Below are 21,215 nucleotides of genomic sequence, written 5' to 3'. Positions count from 1 at the left end.
ATGGCCGGATGCCGGACCGCGTTGATCGAATCATTGAACAGTGGAATACAGAAAAGCCCAGCCTTGATGTCTCACCCATGGCCGTCATCGGTCGATTAAGTCGCACCGCTCTCGTCGTGGAATCGCGACTTGCCAGAACGTTCGCCCAGCACGGCTTGGATGCTGCCTCCTTCGACGTCCTCGCGACACTTCTGAGAAGCGGCGCCCCCTATCGGATCACTCCGCTGGGGTTGGCCCACGAGGCCATGATTTCAACGAGCGCGGTGGCTCAGCGACTGAACAAGCTGGAGAGTCGGGGGTTTGTCGTGCGCCGCGCCAACCCTGACGACGGTCGCGGCACACTCGTCGCGCTCACCGATGCTGGAAAAGATCTTATCGAGACGGCATTGCCAGATCACCTCGAGACCGAGCGCGCCATCAGCGCCGCGCTCAGTAGTGAGGAGCAGGCAGTGCTCGCGGAACTCCTCCAACGGCTCAGCGCCGCCGCCAGTATTTGATCATTTCCTGTCCGGATAGGCAGGGTTTGACCACCGTGGCCCGCTTGGCGAGCCCGACCGAGGCTCAGTATCCCCGGGAAGCCGATGGAGACTTCCTGCCGAGATCACCGAAACCATCGAATTCCTCGGTGGTTGATCATACATAGGGAAATCGAATGTATGTGTATACATCCATGGTTTTACATGTCTGCAGCAGAGAGGCTGACTGAGAGTGATCGTCATCACCGAAAAGCAAGGAGGCTTTACGATGACCCAAGCCCTGAGTCAGTCGCCAGTCAACGCCCCACTGAAGTCCCCAAAATCACGGATCAAGCGCGTTGTTGCCGCGTCCATGGCCGGCACAGTCGCCGAGTGGTACGAGTTCTTTATTTACGGCACAGCCGCGACTTTGGTTTTCGGTTCCCTGTTTTTTCCTAAAACAGGGAATCCATTGGACGGGATCATTGCGGCCTTTGCTACGTACGCGGTTGGTTTCCTGGCCCGGCCTCTCGGAGGCATGGTTTTCGGTCATTTTGGTGACAGGTATGGACGGAAGAAGCTGCTGCAGTTCAGCCTCCTCCTGGTCGGCGCAGCGACGTTCCTCATGGGCTGCCTGCCTGGGTTTCAGGAGATCGGCTACTGGGCGCCCGCGCTGCTGGTGCTCTTGCGGTTCCTTCAAGGTTTCGCCGTCGGCGGCGAGTGGGGCGGCGCCGTGCTGTTGGTCAGCGAGCACAGTCCGCAAAATCAGCGCGGATTCTGGGCCAGCTTTCCCCAGGCTGCCGCACCGGTCGGCAACGTGCTGGCGACCGTCGTCATGCTCGGGCTTTCCTGGACCTTGGACCAGTCCTCGTTCATGGCATGGGGTTGGCGGATCGCATTCTGGCTCTCAGCCCTGATCATCTTCGTGGGTTACATGATTCGCCGTACGGTCGAAGATGCACCGGTCTTTATCGAAGCGATGCGCAAGCAGCGGGAAGCCCAACGCGAAGCAGCAACCCTGCGGGAGGTCCTGCGCACCTACCCGGCCCAGATCGCCAAGGCGCTGATCATGCGCATCGGGGAGAACTCCTCGTACTACCTCATGATCGTCTTCGCTATCACGTACCTGACCGTCCACGTCAAGGTTGAATACTCGATTGTCCTGTTGGTGCTGTTCGTGGCCAACATCGTTCAATTCTTCGCAATGCTCGGAGGCGGATGGCTCTCGGACAAGATCGGTCGCAAGCGCACCATCGGTATCGGGTACGCGGGCCTATTGGTCTGGGCATTGACGTTCTTTCCGGCCTTGGACAGCGGCAATTTCTGGGCCATCCTCGCCAGCACTACCTTTGGACTGACCGTCCAGGCTGCTGCGTATGCACCGCAGGCAGCCCTGATGTCCGAGATCTTCCCGACACGCATGCGTTACTCGGGATCCTCATTTACCTACCAGATCGCCACCATCTTCGCGGGCTCCGTGGCTCCGATGGTCGCCACGCTGCTGCTGAACCAGTTCAACAGCACTCTTCCGATCGTGATCTACGTCGTCGGAATCCTCATCATTTCCACCGTGGCCTTGTCTATGCTCAAGGAAACACGTGGACTGGATCTCTCCTCCCTCGACCGGATACACGAGAACGAATTGGCCCGCTAACCGACCGCACCGCGGGCCGTGGACCCGCTGCTACAGCGGGTCCACGGCCGTTTTCAGGGGAGATTCCGACCACCATGTCTACGAACGAAGAGCTCACGGAGAGCACCCTCGTTGACGATGGAGGATTGACGATCGACGGAGCCTGGTACGAATAGCCCTTGACGCGCAGCGGCCGTTAGTGTTTTGCCGGGGAACCGGCCAGGAGCCTGGCGACTACCAACAGGACGTGGTGGTCGAGCGCCCGGCGGCCATTGTTCCAGTCCGGTCCCAGCAAGGATTCGATGCGTTCGAGACGCTGGCGGACCGTATTGGGGTGCACGACCAACTCCTGAGCCGTTCGGGCAATGTTGCGCCCCTCGTCGAGATAACACAATGCCGTATCGCAGAGCTGCGTGCCATTCGACCCGTCGTAGTCAAGCAAAGGACCCAGGCTTCCGCGCAGGGCACTTTGAGTGACCTGTGAATCCGCGTTGGCGAGGAAAATGCCGATGGTTCCCAGGGACTGCCACCCGACGACGTTGCCGGCTTGGGGCAGTGAACGTGCCGCCGTCAGCACGCGTTCGGCGAGGGCGAATCCCGCTCCGATTTCACTGAGCGCGGCGAGTGGCTCTGAGTGGGCCATGCGTACGCCGCCCCAACGCCGGGCTCCGGGCTTGCAGAGAAAATCGGCGATCCATGCAAAAACCTGCTCCGGAGCAGCCAGATACAGGCGGTCATCGAAGTGGCCCCGCAGCAGCTGTTCTCCCAGGTCCACCTCCAATGCCTCCTCAAAGTCCATCAGCGGCCGCAGCGCTCCGTCAACGATGGCGACCCGGAACGGCGAGCCGTCCTCAAGGCCGTAGGCAGCGGCGGCCGTTGCTGTGTGTTGCCGCAGTCCTTCCGCTGGCGGGCTGATCAGCGTGGCCAGAAGTTCCACACGTCGGCGCTGCCGGTCGTGCCGCGACGCGTTGGAGTGTGAAATGAACGTTCCCAAAACCAGCGCAGCGCGCCGGAGAATCGCTTCGTCGTCGGCCGCCGTTTCACCCTCCACGAGCACGCCACCCAGCGCTTCCCCTTCGATGACCGAGGCCATGACCACCACCGTGGTGCCGTCCTCCAGCGTTGCGGTGACGGGAGCGTTGTTGTGCCGGGACGCGGGGATCAGGGCCCGTGCCGCGTGCAGCCTTTCACCTCCCACATCACCGGCATCGATGCGGACGGTTAGATCGAGCAGCCGTGCCGGGCGCCCGAGGACCTGGCTGATCCGGGCGGCCAGTCCGGGCAGGCCCTCCGAGGAACTCAGGGCTGCAAAAAGCTCATCATCTGTGGCCGCCAACCGTTTGAGCCTGGCGATGGAGCTCTCTTTGTCCCGGTTCGCGGTTTCGAGCGATCCCATCGACTCGGTCAGTTCAGCCAGACGTTCCAGGTTGTCCAGGGCGACGGCGGCCTGGTTAGCCAAGGCCTCCACGGCAAAGATCTGTTCCTGGCTGAAGTCATGGGCCCAACGATCTGCCACCATGAGCGCCCCGATGATGTCCCCGCCGATGCGCATGGGCGCGCCCAGGAGCGCTTTGACCCCCTCCTCGGCGACCGCATCGTCAATGTGTTCCAGATGTGCGAGTGAGACAGTCTGCAAGTAATCCGAAACCTGGATGGGGCCATCGGCCCGTGCCACGTTGCCAAGGACACCGGTGCCAAAAGGCATGCGGATGTCCCGGTAGGCCTGGGTCCACACGCCGTCAGTCTCCGTAATTCGCGTTTCCCGCTTTTCGGGATCATTGAGGCTGATGTAGGCCATGTCCGTACCGACGATGGCCCGGGTACGGGTGACGATCTCGCGAAGCACATTTCCGCCCTCCCGCAAGGACGAGATAGCAGCGGCGGTCTCGGACAGGGCCAAGGTGAGCATCCGCTGCCCGCGTGCGTTGGAGGCCAGCGTGTGCACGGACCGGAGGCTCTCGCGCAGCCGTTGCCCTTGGGCATCCGCCGGGAGACGGTCCAACCCCGAAAGGAAATCGGAGGATGCCGGGTCCAGGGCCTGCTGCAGGAGGTCAGCCAGCAAGTGCATGGAACCCTCCCTGGAATTATCCACATAAAGCAGGTATCAGTATGTCATGAAGCTCCATGGCTGCCCGAGAGCTCTCCTGCGAGACTGAACCAGAAACGTTCGCGACATCACACTGATTACCAAAAAGGACAGCAGATGACTCAGCAGCTCAGGGTCACCTGCAGGCAGGGGACGACATGAGCACCACAGTGACAGAACTTCACGGCGTGAGGGTCACAGCGGCCCCGACCGCAATGAGAATCCGCGGCGCCGTCTTGAATTCCACCGGGGCGCAGCCCCCCTACGCGCAGAGCCGGCCCATCACCGTGGACGAACTGACCCTCAGCGGACCGGCACGGGGCGAGGTGTTGGTGCGGATCGAGGCAGCCGGACTGTGCCACTCGGACCTGTCAGTGGTCAACGGTTCACGTCCGCGGCCGCTGCCGCTGCCAATGCTGCTGGGCCACGAGGCGGCAGGAATTGTCGAAGCGGTGGGCCCGGACGTTGACTCCAACCTCATCGGCCAGCGGGTGGTAATGACATTCCTGCCACGGTGCGGCCAGTGCGAGGCCTGCCTGACCAACGGAAAGCTGCCCTGCTCCGCGGGCAGCAAGAGTAACGAACAGGGAATACTGCTCAGCGGTTCTTCCCACCTGACGCGTCGCGGCGAAACGGTGGCCCATCACTTGGGCGTTTCCGGCTTCGCCACCCATGCGGTGGTCGATCACCGATCCGTCGTGCCCGTCGGGGCTGACGTTCCACCAGCGGTCGCTGCGCTTCTGGGTTGCGCCGTACTCACCGGGGGCGGGGCCCTTTTGAACGCTGGACGCATCACCCCTGAGTCAACCGTCGCCATCGTCGGCCTTGGCGGAGTGGGCATGGCCGGGCTCCTGACTGCCCTTGCCACTGGCTGCAGGCGCGTCATTGCCGTCGACGCCCAGTCCTCCAAGCTCGACCTTGCCCGGCAGTGGGGCGCGAGTGCGGCCTACACCCCGGAAGAAGCCTTGGAACGATCCGTGGCCGTTGACGTCGTGCTCGAAGCAGCGGGCCACCCCCGCGCCTTCGAAACCGCCTACCAACTGCTAGGCCTAGGCGGAACACTGGTAACCGTCGGCCTTCCCGCACCAGGTGCCATGTCCTCAATCGAACCGCTACAGCTGACGGCAAAGGCACAATCAATCGTGGGGAGCTACCTCGGATCAGCCGTACCGAAGCGCGACATCCCCGTTTTTGAACAACTCTGGCGCGAAGGAAAACTGCCGCTCGAACGGCTTGTCTCCCGGGAGATCAGCCTCGACGACATAAACGAGGGCATGGACGCCCTCGCCTCGGGCAGCGGGATCCGGCAGATCATCAACTTTGAAACAACGCACGAAGAACGGAACAACCGATGAGCATCCAGACAACCGACCACGATGTAGTGATCCTCGGCGCAGGATTCGGCGGCCTGGGCATGGGCGCCCAGCTGAAGGAGGCGGGTATCGAGAACTTCGCCATCTTCGACAAAGGCCCCAGCCTAGGTGGCGTCTGGCGCGAAAACAGCTACCCGGGTGCCGCCTGCGACACCGAAGCCCACCTCTACTGCTACAGCTTCTTCCCTCACTTGCGAGTAAGCCGGATGTACGCGGACCGCAACGAGCTGATGGGCTACCTGGAGCGTCTAGCCACCCGATACACACTGGGCCCACACCTGAACTTCAACACCGAAGTCACTTCGGCCGTATGGGATGGGGCAGACGCGCTCTGGCGCCTGCAGGTTAATGGCTCAGGTGAACACACCGCCCGCGTCTTCATCCCCGCCTGGGGACAGCTGAACACTCCGCTTATCCCGGAATTTCCCGGCCTGGCCGATTTCCAAGGCGCCGCATTCCACTCGGCGCGCTGGGATCACACCGTCGACTTGACCGGGAAGAAAATCATCAGCATCGGCTCGGCAGCCAGTGCCGTCCAGTACGTGCCCGAAGTAGCCAAGGTCGCCGGATCGCTGGAAGTCTTCCAGCGCAGCGCCAATTGGATCATGCCCCGCAACCAAGTTATCTTCAGCAAGGAACAGCTTGATGCCTTCGAAGAAAATCCGGACACCTTTGAGCAAAGCCGCCGCAACCTGCACGATTTCCGGGAGAACGGCTTCGAACGCACACGCCGTGCCACCGACGCCCAACGCGCCGGCGTCGCCCAGGCCGTAGCCCATCTCGAGGCGCAGGTGCCGGACCCAGAACTGCGGCGAAAACTGACCCCCGACTACGAGTTCGGATGCAAGCGGATCCTCCGCACCGACGACTACTACCCGGCCCTGATGGGTGAGAACGTCGAACTCGTCACCCAGGGCATCGACGCCATCGTTCCAGAAGGAATCCGCACCAGTGACGGGCAGATCCATGAAGCGGACGTCATCATTTTCGGCACCGGATTCAGCAGCCAGGCCTTCCAAGGCGATCTGCAGGTCATCGGTGCTTCCGGCGAGGACCTGAAGGACCGCTGGGCTGACGGCGCGGAGGCCCACCTGGGTATGAGCGTCGACGGCTTCCCCAACATGTTCATGATCTACGGGCCCAACACCAACCTGAACCACAATTCGATCATCACCATGCTGGAAATCCAGCAGGCATACATCCTAGAAATCCTGATGCACCTGCTCACCGCCCCGCAGGCCTCAGTGGAAGTGCGCGGAAGGGTCCTGACCTCCTACAACGCAACCCTGCAGAACGAGATGGAAGGATCCGCCTTTTCGGCCGACTGCTCCAGCTGGTACAAGAACGCCGCAGGCAAGGTCATCAACAACTGGTCCGGGACCGTAGAGGAATACCGTAGCCTCGCTGGGCACTGGAACCCGGGCGACTACATGCTCTCCGGCGCCGTACTGCCAGTTCAGGAAATGGCGAGAGCATGAACTCGAAACTCTTGCCGGCAGTCCCGCTGGACGACGTAGCTGTCGACGCGGTGGACCTGATCCGGGCGTTCCGCGACGCCGGCGCTGTCAGTTTCCAAGACCAGCCCCTGGACCAGTCACGGGCCGCCTACGAGGCGGGCTGTGCCGCGAACGGAGTTCCAGTTGAGGACCTGGAACGGGTCGAGGACCTTGACTGCCAAGTCGACGGCGGGTCCATCCGGCTGCGGCACTACCGTCCCTTTGGTAGCGATTCGGGGACCGCACGTGCTGTCGTGGTGTACCTCCATGGTGGCGGGTGGGTGATCGGCTCACTGGAAACGCACGACCGTCTGTGCCGCTATCTGGCCGCGGTCAGCGGACTTGACGTTGTATCCGTCGACTACCGACTGGCTCCTGAGTACCCGTTCCCGACCCCGCTCGAGGATTGCGTAGCAGCCCTGAGCTTTGTCAGTGACCGGGCCGGAGAATATGGCTGGGATCCGCACCGGATCATCGTGGCCGGTGACAGCGCCGGCGGTAATCTTGCCGCCGTCTTGGCTTCGGACCCTGGCTGTACCGTAGGCGGAAGCACCATCATCGGCCAGCTGCTGCTCTATCCTGTGGCGAACCTGCTGCACGAGTCGGATTCCTACGCCCGCATCACCGACGGTTTTCCCCTGACCGCAGGCTCAATGCGATGGTTCCGAAGCCTGTACCTGGCAGATCCGCTATTTGCACGCGACCTCCGCGTTTCGCCTGGACTCCGTCAACCCGCTGAACTGGCCGAACGCGGTGCTCCGTCAGCATTCGTGGTGACCGTCGGACTGGATCCGCTGGCCGACGAAGGAGTCGAATACGCAGGTCTGCTGGCGCGCGCCGGAGCACCGGTGGAGCACCACCATCTTCCGCGCCACTCCCATGGACTGTTCACCTCAGCCGGAGTAATTCCCACCGGTGCAAGATTGTTGAACCGGGCCGCCAACTGGCTGGTCGAGCTCACCAGGTAGGGAGGGAAGACTAGCGAGGAGGACCAGTACGCTTACCGCTGCGGCCGACGGCTCGAGGTGCGGAAATAGACTGCGAGCATGGTCAAAACCGCACTTCGTCGACGCCTTCCTTTAGTGGCCGTCGGAATCGCCGTGTTGCTGTGGTCGACGAGCTTCGGAATCAGCGGCGAGGTATTGAAAACGGCGTCACCAGCCGTGCTCTCGGTCGGCCGGTTCGCGATCGGCCTGATCGTCCTCGTGCCCCTCGCCGCACGTCGGCCGCTGTTCGCGCGTACCGTCCGAGACCCGCGCACGATTGTGCTCGGGCTCCTCGGGGTGGCGATATATTACGCGTTGACCAACATCGGTCTTGAGTTCACTTCTCCCGGCACGGCCGCTCTCAGCAATGCGGCGCTCCCCGCGCTTACCGCCCTGCTCGGTCTATTTATCCTGAAGGAGCGCATAGCTCCCCGCACGATCGTCGGGCTAGTGCTCGCGACCGCCGGCGTCGTCATCGTGGCGGGTGCTGGCCTCACTTTGGACATCGGCGTGCTGCTCTGCCTCATCGGCTTGGCCAGCTACGCACTCTATACGGTGCTTCTCCGCAAGGGTGCACTCGCCGAGGACCAGCAACCGGCGGCCGTTGGTCTACGGCCGGCCGGGGCCGTTGATCCACTCGTGCTGGCGACAGCGACCGCCGTGTGGGGTACGGCAATCATGCTCCCCTGGCTCGTCGCTGAGATGGCGGCCGGCGCGGCGGCCCTCCCGAGCGGATGGGGAGGTCTTGGGGGTCTGCTGCTCCTCGGTGTCGTAATCACCGCGCCGACTCTCGTGCTCTTTAACTACGGAGCCGAACGCCTCCCTGCTGCGGCAACCGGCGTGGTCACCGCAGCAATTCCGGCGCTCGGCTACCTCTTCGCCCTTGTACTTGGCGAACCATTCGACGCGATCACCGCACTCGGCGGCGCAGTCGCGCTCGTCGGCGTCGCCATCGCCTCGGTCACAGCTCCCTCGACCGACTCGAGTCCGGCCGGGTCGGGCTTACCCCCACACGTGGATGTGGCCGCCGGCCCTTTTGAACGCGACTGATCAGAGAACAGGGCACTCGGCAGGAGCGCAGTGCGACACCGAGCAGTCACGAACGCCGCCACAAAGCGATGGCAGGACGACGTCACTTAGCGATCAGCTCCAGAGCAATGCCCTCGCGTTAACGAAACCCCCTACTCCCCAGTGAAACACGGGGATGTAGGGGGGTTATCGTGGCGGTACCGGTGGGATTTGAAACCTAAGGCGCCCTCAATGAGAAGGCGGAACCAGCCTGAGATCCGTATGATTACGCGGTTTTTCAATCATTTGGCCATGTTAGAAAACGGAGCAATCTCGTTCAAACGTGCGAGGGCTCAGTATGCGGTGGGGATCACGCGGTAGATCAGTTCGCCGTGGAGGATGGAGATCCAGCCGTCTTTGCTCGCGGCCCACTCTTTCCACGCGTCGCTGATCTCCTGGAGATCTTCTGATGTCGCTAGTCCCGATTCGATGAGTTGCCCTGCAATCGCCGAGTTGAGGATGCGGTCGGCCCACATGCCTCCCCACCAGGCTCGCTCTGCGGGAGTGGAATAGCACCAGGTGCTCGAGGTAGCGGTGACTTCCTCGAGCCCAGCGGCGTGAGCCCACGAAAGTAAGCGGCGTCCAGCGTCTGGCTCACCACCGTTGGCTAGCGCGGCGGCGCGATACAGCTCAAGCCACCTATCGAGAGCCGGGATCTGCGGCCACCAGCAGAAGCCGGCGTAATCGCTGTCGCGCACCGCCACGATGCCGCCGGGCTTGGTCACCCGCGCCATCTCGCGCAATGCTTGCACGGGGTCGGCGACGTGCTGCAGCACTTGATGCGCGTGGGCTACGTCGAAGGTGGCGTTGTCGAACTCAAGAGCGTGGATGTTTGCAGGCGAAAAATCGATATTGGTCACGCCTCGCTCGTTCGCTGTCGCCCGGGTCAGATCGAGCTCGTCGGTGCCGATCTCGGTCGCGGTGACGCGAGCGACCAGGCCGGCGAGATCGGCCGTGATCGTTCCGGCCCCGGCGCCGATGTCAAGCAGATGGTCCGTGGGCTTCAGCAGCGGGAGCAGGTAAGCGGCGGAGTTCTCTGCCGTGCGAGAACGGTGCGATCGGAGAACGGAATCATGGTAACCGTGCGTGTAGATCGTCATGGAAGCTCCTTCAGCTCGTCGGGTCTCATCAGTCTCAGCTTGGCGAGCCAACCGGCGAGAGAGAAGGCCGTAATCTTCCTAGGAGCGCCGCACCCTTGTTGGCGGATGCAGAGGAGACCGACTGATGCACAATGAGCTTGGCGAATTCCTTCGGGCACGGCGAAGCGACGCAGTACTGGAGCCTGTGACGAACGCCGGTGCGAACCGCCGCCGGGTAGCTGGATTGCGCCGCGAAGAAGTGGCGGCCGCGTCGGGCATCAGCGTCGACTATTACACGCGCCTTGAACAGGGACGAGAAACACATCCCAGTGACGCGGTGCTAGATGCGCTCGCTCGCGCGCTCCAGCTAGGCGTCGATGCCAGCGAGCATCTCTACCGTCTCCGCGCGGCTACCTCGTCGCCCCGGATCGCGCGCGGAGATGAGTTCATACTCGGCCAACGCATGGCAGCTCTGGTCGAGGCCGTCCGGCCGAACCCCGCCTACGCACTCGACCGGCTGAGCAACATGGTCGCGGCGAATCCTGAGGGCCTGGCGCTCTACGACGGATTTGCCGATCTCCCGTCCGGGGAGCGAAATACGTGTCGTTACCTCATGACTGAAGGTCGGGCGCACGAGATCTTCGTCGAGTGGGAGGAAGTTGCGCGCGGAGCCGTCGCCCACCTCCGCGCGGCCAACGCCGACAACCTTCACGACACCGAGTTGCAGGCGCTTGTCGCTGAGCTGCGCGAGCAGAGCCCCCTGTTCGGGGAGTGGTGGGACGAGCACATCGTCGAGCGCCGACGAGCCTCACTCAAGCACCTACGCACCCAAGACGGCGAGACCATTGCCCGCCGCTACGAAGTACTGCGCCTCCCCGACGAAGGAATACGCGTAACCATTTGGCTTCCAGAAATCTGACGGGGTCGGAAAGCCTCTGGGCCCTTGTCGCGCCACAGGCAACCGCTTCGCTCCGTCTCGGACCCTGACCTGTGACGTTCGGTATTATGTGGCGGCATTCGGTGATCGCTATTTGGCGCATCGACCTGATTGCCGCGTTGCTCAGAGCGGGTAGCCAGCGTCTTGCATCGCAACGGCACATGTCGTGGCCGCCGTGCCACCGACAGCGTCAGTCGCTCTGGTGCGCTGGAGGTCCGGCTTGCGCGCATCCGAAGATGGTGACCCGAGGCGCTCAGTTTGAGACGATCAGTCCGCGGGATTGGCGCGTAACCAGTCACGAACTTGGTCTGCATGACCTTCGGCCGGGAAAACGGGATAGAACACGTGCCTGACGGTTTCTCCGTCAATAACAAGAGTCATGCGTTTTAGAAGCGTCAAGCCGTCGGCTGTGAAGGTGGGGAGTTTGAGCGCTTCCGTCAATCGTCCCTCCTCATCCGAGAGGAGTGGGTACGGTAAGTGAAGCCGCTCGACGGCCTCGCGTTGATAGGCCGAGCTCTGCACCGAAAGCCCGATCACGTTTTGGGCGCCAGCCTCATTGAGTTCGACCAAGCTGTCACGAAAGCTGCATGCTTCGGCGGTGCAGCCTTTTGCTCCGGGAATGTCTGCCCATCCGATTGGCTCGGCCTGGCCAGGCACGCCCGTTCGTGGATAGATAAACAAGATCCAGCGCCCGGTCGAGAATTTTATAATGCTCACCTCGCCGCCCGATGTCGATGCGAGGTCGACGTCAGGCAGGTGCAATCCGATCAGGTGCTCAGCGGCACCGTCATCGATGAACGTCGGAGGGGTTTTCGTCATGTGGCTTCATTTCGTGGTGTGGTCGAGGTCAGACTTGCGAAAGATGGGCTCACCCCGATCTATTCATGTCAGTCGCTTTGATCGAACCTGAACATCAGCGTCTTCGTAGCCGAGATGCTCATAGAAACCAAGTACTGCCTCATTGGTCGAGCGGATCATGAGTTGAATCTTCACGGCACCATGTTTGCGCAGCCAGTTCTCCGCCGCCGACATCAGCTGCCGTCCTAAACCGGTTCCACGCTGACTCTCATCAACGGCCAGGTAATACACCCAGCCGCGGTGACCGTCATACCCGACCATCACGGTGCCGATCAATCGGTCATTGTTGAAGGCCCCCAGTACGGTCGATGTCAGGCCGTCGAGTGCGCGCTGCAGGTCAATTTCAGGCGGATTCCACGGGCGGGTCAGCCCTGACCGGCGCCAGAGTGATATCGCTGCCCCAATGTTTACCGAAGTAAGGTCCCGAATGTGCATGACTCTAGTGTGCCGTCTCATCCCAGATTCAGTGCCGCACGACATTCAGCTCGGCGCGGTGCGGGAAGTAGTGATTCTCACTGGACTCAGTCGTAGGACGAAGCGATGGCGTGCGGGCTGAGCCAAGCGAAAACCCTGCCCCTACAGCAGTGCGATTGACCACTCTGCCGACGCAAGTGCCGCCTGCGCTCCCGATGGCCGGATATGTCCCATCACCGAGCCGGTCGGGCATGGAGATCGGGGCGACGAGGTCCACAACGCGGGCATTCCGGATTGACTCTCCCGTCCAAAACCCTTGAACAGGTGTGGGCAGCTCCGTCCCGCAGGCGAGTTGGATATACGGCGGGTAGATTATGAAACCGCACCTGCGGCTATGGCGTTGCCGTCGGATGCCGCAGCGATGTCTTAAAGGTTCTCACTCGCGGAAGTGATCGTGGGGCTTTCGACTTCGTTTGGCACCCGCCGATCAAGAGACGCTGCCGCGGCCAATGTCCCAAAAGCGACAGCGACGGCCGAGAGGCTACCCGGCTGGATAAGCACCGCTGCGACGAATAATGCCGTTGCCACGCAGAACCCGACCCTGCGGATTCGAGGCTCAGAAAAAAGCCCGGCAGCCACGATGACGACAACGGCAGTGGCAAGAACTGCCGTCACGGCGAGAAGGGGCTGGACCCAGTAATTGACACCCGGTGCCCGATCAAGAGGACGGGCGCTTGTCGCGTACCAGGTGGACCAGCTGAACATGGCAATGGGCAGAATCGAGATGCCTGCCATGAGCCGCGACTGCATCCCCGCGCGTTTCGGGCCGGCAATGGCGACAGCGAGAGCGATCAGCAGAATCACGCCGTACACACCGTACGTGACCACCCCAACGCCGATGTAGCCGATGCCGTCTGCGCAATAGAACGAGCCGGGATCGTCGCTGCCCATCTGGAGGAAACTGCATTGGAAGTGCAGGTCGTCACGCACAAGGCTCAGCAGGAAACCGCTCCCCGCGAGCACGGATACAACGAAGCCGACACTCAAACTCAGTATCGCGCTACCCCTCGGGCTCAAGGCGTCCTGCTCATGAGGCCCGGCCCACTCCACCACGGTTCATCCGCCCACCCTATTGTGCGGTTGGCATGACCTGCAAAAGCGCTGCGTCCCGTAGAGGGTTCCCCTTGCTGTCCTTGCTTTAAGAGTGGGTGGGGAGTCTCCACGACCGCAGATTGTGCTTAGACCAGTTTCTGGCGAACGGCATTGTAGATCGCTTGATGGCCGGTGGTGTCGGGGTGTAACCCATCAACGAGCCGGTCGGGGTGGCCGTCAAACAGGCTCCACAGGTCTACCCGCGGTACTGCCAATTGTTTGCAGATGTCCGCAAGTCGCTTTTCAAGGTCCAGTGCCGGACCGGTGTCGAAAAAGTTCCCAAAGATGGGCATGGTGCGGGAAGTGTCGGGCTTGATTAGACCGACGGCGAGAACCTCGCTTCCGAGCGATCTGATGTCCTCAATATTGGAAGCGAGGAGATCGGCAGAGTGCTCTAGCGTCAACGGGTAGGGCCCGGACGGTGACCCTATGCGTCGTGCATCATTGATGCCATAGGCCAATACGACAAGGTCGGGGCTTCGAAACGGAACCTCCGACTGTACGATCCGGCGCACTTCAGCTGACCCAATGCCCGGTATCGACAGATTGAAGTAGCGGTTGCTCTCTGGATCCTGCGCGACATGCTCCCGCTGTAACAGTCCACTCCAACCGATGCCGTGCTGGTCTCCCCGTCCGTAAGCAATGCTGTCGCCGACGAGTACGATCCGATGGGCACGCACGTTAGCGGATGTCGTCCATCAGCTTGGTTAAACTGCCGGACGTTGAGGGCGAATCTTTGTTTGGACCTTGGGCGTCCGCGTAAACCCACGCCTGCGTTCCTGACTCGAGGGTCAGCATCACGCGTGCATACTCTCCGACCTCGTACGCATCGGCGGCAGAGAGTTCCTCGTCCGAGAGTTCAAACACTTCACCCGCCACGAACGCGCACGACTCTCCAGAGAACCGGAGGATCGGATGAGAATCCGTGCCGCTTATTGCAATTACGGCAGGATCAGTGATCTGCAGGTTTGCCAGCTCGAATCCGGGAAGCCGGTCGTACGTGCCGGTGAACGTCCGACCGAAATTTGAGAGCTGTACTTCCGCAAGCTGAAGGGTTCCATACGAAAAAAGCCGGTGCGCCACGATTAGACCCCTGACGATATTGGTTGACTTGCGATGTCCAAATCACGCTATCAGCTAGCCAACGCAGTGACGGGTGACTTTCAAGAGGCCCCGAAACAGAGGCCCAAAAATTGAGGCGCATCGGCGAAGCGGCGGCGGGCCGCGAGCATCCGAGCGAGACGGCAGCGTCCTCCCAGTCGCACTCGGTCATGCGTTTTGCAGAGTCGAGGAAGACAGTGATGGCGCGCTGTCATAGTGACCCTGGCGCAAGATCATACGTAACCCACTTTGTAGACGTGGCGGTCAAATCATAGAGACGGCGGGCCGGAGCGTTGTCTTCTGCCGTGATCCAGCGAACGACTGAGCGTCCTTCGCGTTCGGCCAGCGCGGAGAGCTCGCTCAGTAGCGCGCGCCCGACGCCGGCTCCCCGAGCTGTCGAGTCCGTGAAAAGATCGTCGAGGTAGATACCCACGCTTCCCGTTGACGGACGAGAAAATCGACGATAGTGCGCGAGCCCCACGAGTCGATCCCCGGAGGTGGCGACGAAGGCATTGACTTCATTCGAGTCATCATTGATCCAGGTCCAGACGCGCCAAGTGAAGCGCACCGCCCCGTGTCCGTAGGGCGGTCCCCTTGCGTCCGACTTGCTCAGCGAATTGACTTGAGCGGAATCACGCTTCAACGCGCCCGTTGGTCGTCCGGCTTGCGGGCGCTCCCGTTTCGTCCCTCCGAGCTCGCTCGGGCGCGTGTTGCGCGCCGGGCGAGGGGCCGCAGTACGACAAGCCCGTAGATCAGGAATATCACACACGTGACGGCCACGACGAGATCGCCGTAAGAAGTGCGCGCGAGGATAGACGTGAAATCAGCGAGTCCGTGAATGACTATCAGCGGCCAGATCCACGAGAAGCGGTATTGAAACGCGGCGAGAGCGAAGCCGTAGGTCGCTGACGCGAGCACGTTCGTCAGGACGTCGTACGTTCCCCTGTCCGTGGTGGCGAAGGCGGACAGGTGTTGCAACCCGAATAGCGCTGCTGTTACCGCGACGGCAGGAATGGCGGTGAAGCTTCGGCTCAACCGACTTAGCACGACTCCCCGGCTGATGAGTTCTTCATTGAATCCGACCAAGAGGAGCGTGAGAGTCCAGAGGCCGAAACCTGGTGGCTGATCCGTGAGACCGTTCGGCACTACCCGGAACACCGCCTCGGCAAACGGGACTGCGAGGAGAAGCAGCGAAGAACGCCCACGCCAGAGCGTCAGGAACCCGATACTTTTCCACAGTTTGAGATAGGTGACGAGCACAACGGCGTAGACGGCGCACAGTACGTTGACGAAGAGGCCCAAATACCAGCCGGTGACGCCCAAAAGCGGCGCCAACCATAATCCGAACAGGATGACTGCAAAGCGAGCCACGTGCACGATCAAACCGAACGAAACGTCCCGCATCTGTAGTCCAGTCACATAGGGGACTCTATCCCCCTCAAGGAAACGGTCAACACGGTCTGGGCGGACGAGACATTCGGGACATTTGGGGCTTTCACCGTCACAGATAGCGGTGTGATGAAATTGTCTTTCTCGACGGCGTTACATCTGGCTTCTACCCACAATCGCGTGCCCGGCCACTGGGCCAATCAGGACTCCTCAGCGCAGACGCGTCCCGCTGAACGTTCCCCTATCGGCCGCGAGGACGAGCACGTCCTTGGGTTAAGAGACTAGAAGTGTGGCTTTGCCGCGCCGAATGAAGTAGGCGACGGTGACCACGGCGAGAAGCGGCCCCCAGGCGAGAATAGGTGCATAGGACGGCCCCATTAAAGGAAGGCTGGTGCTGTCGACTTTGTCCCACATGGAGAGCTGGCTGAAGGTAATCATGGTGATCAGAGCGGCGCCGATTCCAGCCGGAATGACCGCCGCTATTCGAGGGACGGACTTTCCACCGATGAAGGGAATCCAACGAGGTACGACCTCCCCCCATGGGTAGACGAGGCCCAGAGTGAGGAGAGCAAGACCCTCGAGGGCTACCGCGAGGCCAATCGTGTAGACGGCACCCCAGCCAGGCAAGTCGTAGTCTTCGCGCAGCACGGAATCGCTGAAGCCAACGGGGATTCCAATACTCATTGCGAGTCGCCAAAGTCCCGAAGGCAAAACGCAGAGGGGAACGGCGTGAGCAACCCACAGCGCCCAGCGCGGCACCTTTGTGGCGTGGTCTACTCGTGGCATTCGGTCCGCAGTCGTCGTCATGCGTCCAGTCTGTCGCTTCTGCTGTTCTCGCCACGTTTATCTGGAGCTGCCGACAGGTCCTCCACGATCACTGGCGGGAATCCTTAGTGCGGTTGAGTCCACAGGCGACGTGCTGGGGAGCATCACCGTAGGGGTTCCTCCTGCGGGACGGGCGCAACTCGGCTGCTCGCGTAGCCCGGTCTCCAGGCCTTGTGCGGACGGCCGTGCTGCCCGTCCTGGACGAACGAACGAACGAACGAGGTCTTGCGCTGCCGTTCGGTCGTCCCGGTTGCACTATTCCTTCGCGGCTGCGACGATCGGCATGGGGGAATGAACACAATGGCACGAATGCTTTTTGGTGATATCTCGCCGTTCACCTATCGAATCTCGCTGCGCAGGATGATTGTGTTCCGCCACATTCGCAACTTGGCGCACCGCGTGCGATTCGCCATTCAGCGGGCCGAGCCACTCCCAATTCTGCTCTACAGCCACAATTCCCTAATTCGCCGCAAACTCGGAAACGTCGACCTCCAGCTGCAGGAGAACAAGGCAGTAAACCTGTCGTTGGCAGCCCCACACATCAACGGCGTCCTCATTCGCCCGGGTGAGACCTTCTCGTTCTGGCACCTCATCGGGGCTACGACCGCCGGCCGCGGATACCGAGATGGCCTCACCATCAGCTCGGGACGGGCCACCTCGGGCCTGGGCGGCGGAATCTGCCAATTCACCAACTTGCTTCATTGGATGGTGCTGCACAGCCCACTCACCATCACGGAGCACCACCACCATGAAAGCCTGGACCTGTTTCCCGACTTCAACCGGCAGATCCCGTTCGGCACGGGGACGTCGGTGATGTTCAACTATCTCGACTACCGAGTGCGAAACGACACCGACCAGGATTTTCAGTTCGTTGTGACGACCACACCGGAGTATCTGGTGGGCGAACTGCGCACCACGACGGCACTCGACGTGAAGTTCCACATCCACGAGACCGACGCCTACTTCTATGAGAACGACGGCGAGGTCTACCGGCACAACTGCATTTATCGCAGCACGCGGTCGAAGGTCACCGGCAATGAGCTCGAGCGCGTGCTTCTGATCGAGAGCGATGCGCGAGTGGCCTACGACCGGACCCTGATCACGGCCGACATTCGGCGAAACTTTTAGCACTACGGGAGCAGCAGGCATGACTGTGATCCGGCATTCGGCGTAGCCCTCGTGAGCGGGGCGGCCGGCGCTGCCTCCTGGCCACAGCCCTCTTGTCCGTGCAGGTTCAAGCGAGAGCGCGCCGACACCCGACTTTTCATCGTCCCGTAGGGGGTTCCGCTGTGGCACCCGGCTTCGGCGGTCTGACTCGGCACAGGTAGCCTCTCCCTATGGAAGATCAGTTGACCATTTCGATCGCCACCCACGCCGACGACGCTGTCGCGGAAGAGATTCGCCGATTGCTTCCGCAGCTCTCACAGACAGCTATATTCGACAGGGAAATTCTTAATCGGATGATGGAGAACGAGTCAGTCGATCTCTTCCTAGCGCGGCTCGCTGGTCGGGTTGTCGGAATGGCCACCCTCGTAGCGTTTCCCATCCCGACTGGGGTCCGGGGTCACATCGATGACGTAGTGGTGGACGAACTCACCCGTGGCCGAGGGATCGCTCGCGAATTACTGACCGCGATGCTTGCCAGAGCGCAGACGTTGGGAGTGCGGAGCCTAGACCTGACGTCGCGCCCATCAAGAGACTCCGCGATCCGGCTTTACGAGGCCTCCGGATTCGTGCGCCGTGATTCCGTTTTGTTTCGATACCAGCCCATCGATTCTCGATGAGAGATTCCCTTAAATGCGGATCGCTACCCCCGCACTGGTGGCCCGACCACTTCGCCGCGTATCTCGAAAATGAAGCCGGCTTCTAGGTCGACGTTGTGGGCGAAATCTGAGCGCCACCGCATTCCCGCTCAGGGTTCCCCGGAACGGCGCCCCCGTGTGGCTTCGGGACCTCGACCTCAGGCGCACCGCAAAGGGTGCCGGTGACTGCTCCTATGCTTGGCCAATGGTGAACGCGTTGAGATTTGGAGGGCGGGCTCTGCGTGTGGACGGTTTGGTGAACGCACGTGATCTCGGTGATCTCCCACGACGAAATGGAACTTTGACGCCCCAGGGCGTCTTTTTCCGTTCGGAAAACGTCGACTGGGTCACCCGGGCGGGGTGGGGCCAAATGTACGAAGCCGGCATTCGCACCATCGTCGATCTCCGTCAGACAGGAGAACGGGCGCAGGACTCCCAGCCCCGACCGGGTTGGCTGACTACGCTCAATGTCGATCTGGACGGTCTCGATGATGCCGTTTTTTGGAAGGACTTCTGGAGCAACGGTCTCGTCGGAACGGCAATGTATTTCTTGCCGCACCTCGACGCAATGCCCGAGCGCAGCGTCGCGGTCCTGTCTGCTCTAGCCAGCGCGCCAGAAGGCGGAGTTCTATTTCATTGCATGGGCGGACGAGACAGAACGGGACTCATCGCGCTGCTGCTGCTTGCTGCGATCGATGCGGAACCAGACGCGATCGTCGACGATTATCTCGAAACGATCAGACTGGCGGATCTGCGGGCAGCAACATCGAACCGGAACAACGCCGAACCCGAGATTGAGGCGCTGTGCCAGACATACGGCACGACGACGGAGGGCGCCTTTCGCACAGCCCTCCTCGGCCTTGACCTTGCAGCGCTCTTCGCATCGCCCGGGCTCAGCGACACCAACAGGGCTGCAATCACTAGCTGGCGCGGCAGCGTCCAGCCCGTGTAAACGATATGACGCACTGAGCATCCGACTTTCGGGCCCTGCTGTCGCGTGTTCGCCACGATACGCAACGTGATCGATATGGAGTGAGCGTAAGTATCGTTGAGCCATGACGATCAACTTTGAAGTGCGCCGCGCTGAGCCCGCGGACGCGTCAAGCATGGCGAGAGTTCACGTGGACACCTGGCGCGAGACATACCGCGGCTTAATGAGCGACGCAGTGCTCGACGATCCCGGGCTCCTGAGTCGGCGCGAGCGATTCTGGGCCGCGGCCCTGACCGATCCGCAGTACAGCCAGAACATCGCCGCCGTTGCTTCGCGGGACGGCACGCTGATCGGCATTGCAATGTCAGGCCCTTCTCTCGACGACGCCGACGAGCTGCAGCAGTTGTACGTCCTCTACGCATATGCAGGGTTCCACGGTTCGGGGGTCGGTGCGGCGCTTCTCAACGCAGTCATCGACAAGGCCGCGCCTGCTGCGCTCTGGGTCGCTGACCCTAACCCGCGCGCACAAGCCTTCTACCGAAAGCACGGCTTTCTCTCCGACGGTGCCGTAAAAACCGACGACGACGTTCGAGAGCTTCGAATGGTCCGAGCGATCAACGCAGCAGACGCCCGCTAGAGATTCCCCTTACGGGCGGTGCCGCGCTTCCCGTCCATGACGGTGATAGGGCACTGATAGCCTCAAGGCCCGGCTCGGTTGCTCCGAGAGCTGGCGAAGGTGGAGGCACAGTGCAGGCCAACGATTACGACAGTTTCGCCGAGGCTTACTCGGCGGACAATGAGACCAATCTCGTGAATGGTCATTACGAAAGACCAGCGATGTTGGCTCTTGCGGGAGACGTCCACGGGCGCCAAATTTTGGACGCTGGCTGTGGCTCCGGGCCTCTGGCTATGGCCCTCCGGACTCGGGGCGCCACTGTGACGGGCTTCGACTCCAGCGCGGCGATGGTTGAGCTGGCACGGCAGAGGCTTGGCGAGGAGGCGGAACTTCATGTAGCTGACCTTGGTCAGCCGCTTCCGTTCGCCGATGGTGCGTTCGACGACGTGGTCGCCTCGCTAGTCCTGCATTATCTGCAGGACTGGACCGGACCACTCGCTGAGCTACGGCGAGTGCTGAGGCCAGGTGGCCGACTCATCCTGTCGGTGCACCATCCCCTTATCTTCAAGCTGATGAACCCCGAGGCCGACTACTTCGCTCTAACCGAGTGGTCGGACGCTTATACCTTCAGTGGCCAGCCTGCCGTCCTCTCCTACTGGCACCGACCGTTGCACGCGATGACGGATGCCTTCACCGAAGCGGGATTCCGGGTCGCCGTCGTCAGCGAGCCGCCCGTCTCAGCCGAAACTCCGCGAGAGCTGCTCCCACCGCACCTCAAGGGCCGAAGATCATTCATAAGCTTCATCTTCTTCGTGTTGGACGCGAACTAAGTCCGCTCATCTCCAACCGCCCTCAAAGCACCAATGAAGATCCCCTGCCGTCAGGAGTGCTCGGATCGTGATTGTCCCGCAAGACGTTCGGCGGATTCAACCGGTCGTCGCAACACTCCCATTTGTGAGGTGTTGTACGTGTGGTCGAAGTATGAGTTGGTGGAGAAGCAGGCGCGGTTCTGGG

General features: G+C 61.6%; 22 protein-coding genes. 12 read left to right on the top strand and 10 right to left on the bottom strand.

Going from position 1 to position 21,215, the window contains the following annotated elements; all coding sequences use genetic code 11:
* Positions 1-8: 8 nt before the first annotated feature.
* Both E3T39_RS08785 and E3T39_RS08780 read left to right on the top strand, forming a co-directional pair.
* On the top strand, positions 9-497 hold the full coding sequence (locus E3T39_RS08785) for a MarR family winged helix-turn-helix transcriptional regulator (RefSeq protein WP_134514489.1): 489 nt from the start codon (positions 9-11) through the stop codon (positions 495-497).
* A gap of 247 nt (positions 498-744) precedes the next feature.
* The gene (locus tag E3T39_RS08780; protein ID WP_134514487.1) at positions 745-2,109 is read left to right on the top strand and encodes an MFS transporter; all 1,365 of its coding nucleotides are present in this window, start codon (positions 745-747) and stop codon (positions 2,107-2,109) included.
* Between the two features lie 175 nt (positions 2,110-2,284).
* Here the strand turns inward: E3T39_RS08780 and E3T39_RS08775 are convergent, their stop codons facing one another.
* The gene (locus E3T39_RS08775; RefSeq protein ID WP_134514485.1) at positions 2,285-4,156 is read right to left on the bottom strand and encodes a helix-turn-helix domain-containing protein; all 1,872 of its coding nucleotides are present in this window, start codon (positions 4,154-4,156) and stop codon (positions 2,285-2,287) included.
* Between the two features lie 233 nt (positions 4,157-4,389).
* Between E3T39_RS08775 and E3T39_RS08770 the strand changes: the two genes are divergently transcribed.
* The 4 genes from E3T39_RS08770 to E3T39_RS08755 all read left to right on the top strand — a co-directional run bounded on the left by E3T39_RS08770 (position 4,390) and on the right by E3T39_RS08755 (position 9,079).
* Entirely contained in the window at positions 4,390-5,529 is a 1,140-nt protein-coding gene (locus tag E3T39_RS08770) for an alcohol dehydrogenase catalytic domain-containing protein (protein ID WP_134514790.1), read from the top strand.
* Positions 5,526-7,025, top strand: coding sequence for a flavin-containing monooxygenase (locus E3T39_RS08765; protein WP_134514483.1), 1,500 nt, complete (start codon positions 5,526-5,528; stop codon positions 7,023-7,025). Before E3T39_RS08770 ends, E3T39_RS08765 begins: the two co-directional genes overlap by 4 nt.
* Positions 7,022-8,011 (top strand): alpha/beta hydrolase, encoded by a 990-nt coding sequence (locus E3T39_RS08760; RefSeq protein ID WP_198416113.1) that lies wholly within the window; start codon positions 7,022-7,024, stop codon positions 8,009-8,011. The genes E3T39_RS08765 and E3T39_RS08760 overlap by 4 nt, the downstream gene beginning before the upstream one ends.
* A 78-nt stretch (positions 8,012-8,089) precedes the next feature.
* Positions 8,090-9,079, top strand: a complete 990-nt coding sequence (locus E3T39_RS08755; protein ID WP_134514481.1) for a DMT family transporter — start codon at positions 8,090-8,092, stop codon at positions 9,077-9,079.
* Positions 9,080-9,390: 311 nt separating this feature from the next.
* Here E3T39_RS08755 and E3T39_RS08750 read toward each other — a convergent pair whose 3' ends face one another.
* Positions 9,391-10,197 (bottom strand): class I SAM-dependent methyltransferase, encoded by an 807-nt coding sequence (locus tag E3T39_RS08750; protein ID WP_174845111.1) that lies wholly within the window; start codon positions 10,195-10,197, stop codon positions 9,391-9,393.
* Positions 10,198-10,321: 124 nt separating this feature from the next.
* Here E3T39_RS08750 and E3T39_RS08745 point away from each other — a divergent pair, with 124 nt between their 5' ends.
* A complete protein-coding gene (locus E3T39_RS08745) occupies positions 10,322-11,095 on the top strand; it encodes a helix-turn-helix transcriptional regulator (protein WP_134514479.1) in 774 nt (257 codons plus the stop codon).
* Positions 11,096-11,380: 285 nt separating this feature from the next.
* On the opposite strand, the gene E3T39_RS08740 is transcribed toward E3T39_RS08745, so the two are convergent.
* The 8 genes from E3T39_RS08740 to E3T39_RS08705 all read right to left on the bottom strand — a co-directional run bounded on the left by E3T39_RS08740 (position 11,381) and on the right by E3T39_RS08705 (position 16,711).
* The gene (locus E3T39_RS08740) at positions 11,381-11,932 is read right to left on the bottom strand and encodes a peroxiredoxin (RefSeq protein ID WP_134514477.1); all 552 of its coding nucleotides are present in this window, start codon (positions 11,930-11,932) and stop codon (positions 11,381-11,383) included.
* A 63-nt stretch (positions 11,933-11,995) separates the two neighbouring features.
* Positions 11,996-12,406 carry a GNAT family acetyltransferase gene (locus tag E3T39_RS08735; RefSeq protein WP_134514475.1) on the bottom strand — a complete coding sequence of 137 codons (411 nt, stop codon included), beginning with the start codon at positions 12,404-12,406 and terminating at the stop codon, positions 11,996-11,998.
* A gap of 405 nt (positions 12,407-12,811) precedes the next feature.
* Positions 12,812-13,336, bottom strand: a complete 525-nt coding sequence (locus tag E3T39_RS08730) for a hypothetical protein (RefSeq protein ID WP_134514474.1) — start codon at positions 13,334-13,336, stop codon at positions 12,812-12,814.
* 287 nt (positions 13,337-13,623) lie between these two features.
* Positions 13,624-14,217 carry an SGNH/GDSL hydrolase family protein gene (locus tag E3T39_RS08725; RefSeq protein ID WP_134514472.1) on the bottom strand — a complete coding sequence of 198 codons (594 nt, stop codon included), beginning with the start codon at positions 14,215-14,217 and terminating at the stop codon, positions 13,624-13,626.
* A gap of 1 nt (position 14,218) precedes the next feature.
* The gene (locus tag E3T39_RS08720; RefSeq protein ID WP_241979622.1) at positions 14,219-14,620 is read right to left on the bottom strand and encodes a gamma-glutamylcyclotransferase family protein; all 402 of its coding nucleotides are present in this window, start codon (positions 14,618-14,620) and stop codon (positions 14,219-14,221) included.
* A 229-nt stretch (positions 14,621-14,849) separates the two neighbouring features.
* On the bottom strand, positions 14,850-15,206 hold the full coding sequence (locus E3T39_RS08715) for a GNAT family N-acetyltransferase (RefSeq protein ID WP_241979621.1): 357 nt from the start codon (positions 15,204-15,206) through the stop codon (positions 14,850-14,852).
* A 71-nt stretch (positions 15,207-15,277) separates the two neighbouring features.
* Entirely contained in the window at positions 15,278-16,057 is a 780-nt protein-coding gene (locus E3T39_RS08710) for a CPBP family intramembrane glutamic endopeptidase (RefSeq protein ID WP_134514467.1), read from the bottom strand.
* Between the two features lie 243 nt (positions 16,058-16,300).
* Positions 16,301-16,711 carry a hypothetical protein gene (locus tag E3T39_RS08705; RefSeq protein ID WP_198416112.1) on the bottom strand — a complete coding sequence of 137 codons (411 nt, stop codon included), beginning with the start codon at positions 16,709-16,711 and terminating at the stop codon, positions 16,301-16,303.
* A gap of 450 nt (positions 16,712-17,161) precedes the next feature.
* Here E3T39_RS08705 and E3T39_RS08700 point away from each other — a divergent pair, with 450 nt between their 5' ends.
* From E3T39_RS08700 to E3T39_RS08680, 5 genes are all read left to right on the top strand, one after another.
* Positions 17,162-17,980 (top strand): VanW family protein, encoded by an 819-nt coding sequence (locus tag E3T39_RS08700; protein ID WP_241979620.1) that lies wholly within the window; start codon positions 17,162-17,164, stop codon positions 17,978-17,980.
* A gap of 209 nt (positions 17,981-18,189) precedes the next feature.
* Positions 18,190-18,636, top strand: a complete 447-nt coding sequence (locus E3T39_RS08695; protein WP_134514465.1) for a GNAT family N-acetyltransferase — start codon at positions 18,190-18,192, stop codon at positions 18,634-18,636.
* Between the two features lie 223 nt (positions 18,637-18,859).
* Positions 18,860-19,606, top strand: coding sequence for a tyrosine-protein phosphatase (locus tag E3T39_RS08690; RefSeq protein WP_134514463.1), 747 nt, complete (start codon positions 18,860-18,862; stop codon positions 19,604-19,606).
* Positions 19,607-19,709: 103 nt separating this feature from the next.
* Positions 19,710-20,222, top strand: a complete 513-nt coding sequence (locus E3T39_RS08685; protein WP_198416111.1) for a GNAT family N-acetyltransferase — start codon at positions 19,710-19,712, stop codon at positions 20,220-20,222.
* Between the two features lie 200 nt (positions 20,223-20,422).
* Entirely contained in the window at positions 20,423-21,031 is a 609-nt protein-coding gene (locus E3T39_RS08680; protein WP_338145271.1) for a class I SAM-dependent methyltransferase, read from the top strand.
* Positions 21,032-21,215: the final 184 nt, after the last annotated feature.

The sequence above is a fragment of the Cryobacterium suzukii genome (assembly GCF_004403185.1).
Lineage (GTDB): Bacteria > Actinomycetota > Actinomycetes > Actinomycetales > Microbacteriaceae > Cryobacterium > Cryobacterium suzukii.
This window is presented reverse-complemented; position numbering and strand designations above follow the sequence as displayed.

Bases quoted from the DNA above. Each gene is read 5' to 3' on its own strand.
- E3T39_RS08700 (WP_241979620.1), top strand. From the start codon at position 17,162: ATGCTTTTTGGTGATATCTCGCCGTTCACCTATCGAATCTCGCTGCGC.
- E3T39_RS08770 (WP_134514790.1), top strand. From the start codon at position 4,390: ATGAGAATCCGCGGCGCCGTCTTGAATTCCACCGGGGCGCAGCCCCCC.
- E3T39_RS08745 (WP_134514479.1), top strand. From the start codon at position 10,322: ATGCACAATGAGCTTGGCGAATTCCTTCGGGCACGGCGAAGCGACGCA.
- E3T39_RS08735 (WP_134514475.1), bottom strand. From the start codon at position 12,406: ATGCACATTCGGGACCTTACTTCGGTAAACATTGGGGCAGCGATATCA.
- E3T39_RS08705 (WP_198416112.1), bottom strand. From the start codon at position 16,711: ATGAGTATTGGAATCCCCGTTGGCTTCAGCGATTCCGTGCTGCGCGAA.
- E3T39_RS08685 (WP_198416111.1), top strand. From the start codon at position 19,710: ATGACGATCAACTTTGAAGTGCGCCGCGCTGAGCCCGCGGACGCGTCA.
- E3T39_RS08730 (WP_134514474.1), bottom strand. From the start codon at position 13,336: ATGGGCAGCGACGATCCCGGCTCGTTCTATTGCGCAGACGGCATCGGC.
- E3T39_RS08775 (WP_134514485.1), bottom strand. From the start codon at position 4,156: ATGCACTTGCTGGCTGACCTCCTGCAGCAGGCCCTGGACCCGGCATCC.
- E3T39_RS08750 (WP_174845111.1), bottom strand. From the start codon at position 10,197: ATGACGATCTACACGCACGGTTACCATGATTCCGTTCTCCGATCGCAC.
- E3T39_RS08695 (WP_134514465.1), top strand. From the start codon at position 18,190: ATGGAAGATCAGTTGACCATTTCGATCGCCACCCACGCCGACGACGCT.
- E3T39_RS08740 (WP_134514477.1), bottom strand. From the start codon at position 11,932: ATGACGAAAACCCCTCCGACGTTCATCGATGACGGTGCCGCTGAGCAC.
- E3T39_RS08780 (WP_134514487.1), top strand. From the start codon at position 745: ATGACCCAAGCCCTGAGTCAGTCGCCAGTCAACGCCCCACTGAAGTCC.
- E3T39_RS08690 (WP_134514463.1), top strand. From the start codon at position 18,860: ATGGTGAACGCGTTGAGATTTGGAGGGCGGGCTCTGCGTGTGGACGGT.
- E3T39_RS08765 (WP_134514483.1), top strand. From the start codon at position 5,526: ATGAGCATCCAGACAACCGACCACGATGTAGTGATCCTCGGCGCAGGA.
- E3T39_RS08785 (WP_134514489.1), top strand. From the start codon at position 9: ATGCCGGACCGCGTTGATCGAATCATTGAACAGTGGAATACAGAAAAG.
- E3T39_RS08680 (WP_338145271.1), top strand. From the start codon at position 20,423: ATGTTGGCTCTTGCGGGAGACGTCCACGGGCGCCAAATTTTGGACGCT.
- E3T39_RS08755 (WP_134514481.1), top strand. From the start codon at position 8,090: ATGGTCAAAACCGCACTTCGTCGACGCCTTCCTTTAGTGGCCGTCGGA.
- E3T39_RS08760 (WP_198416113.1), top strand. From the start codon at position 7,022: ATGAACTCGAAACTCTTGCCGGCAGTCCCGCTGGACGACGTAGCTGTC.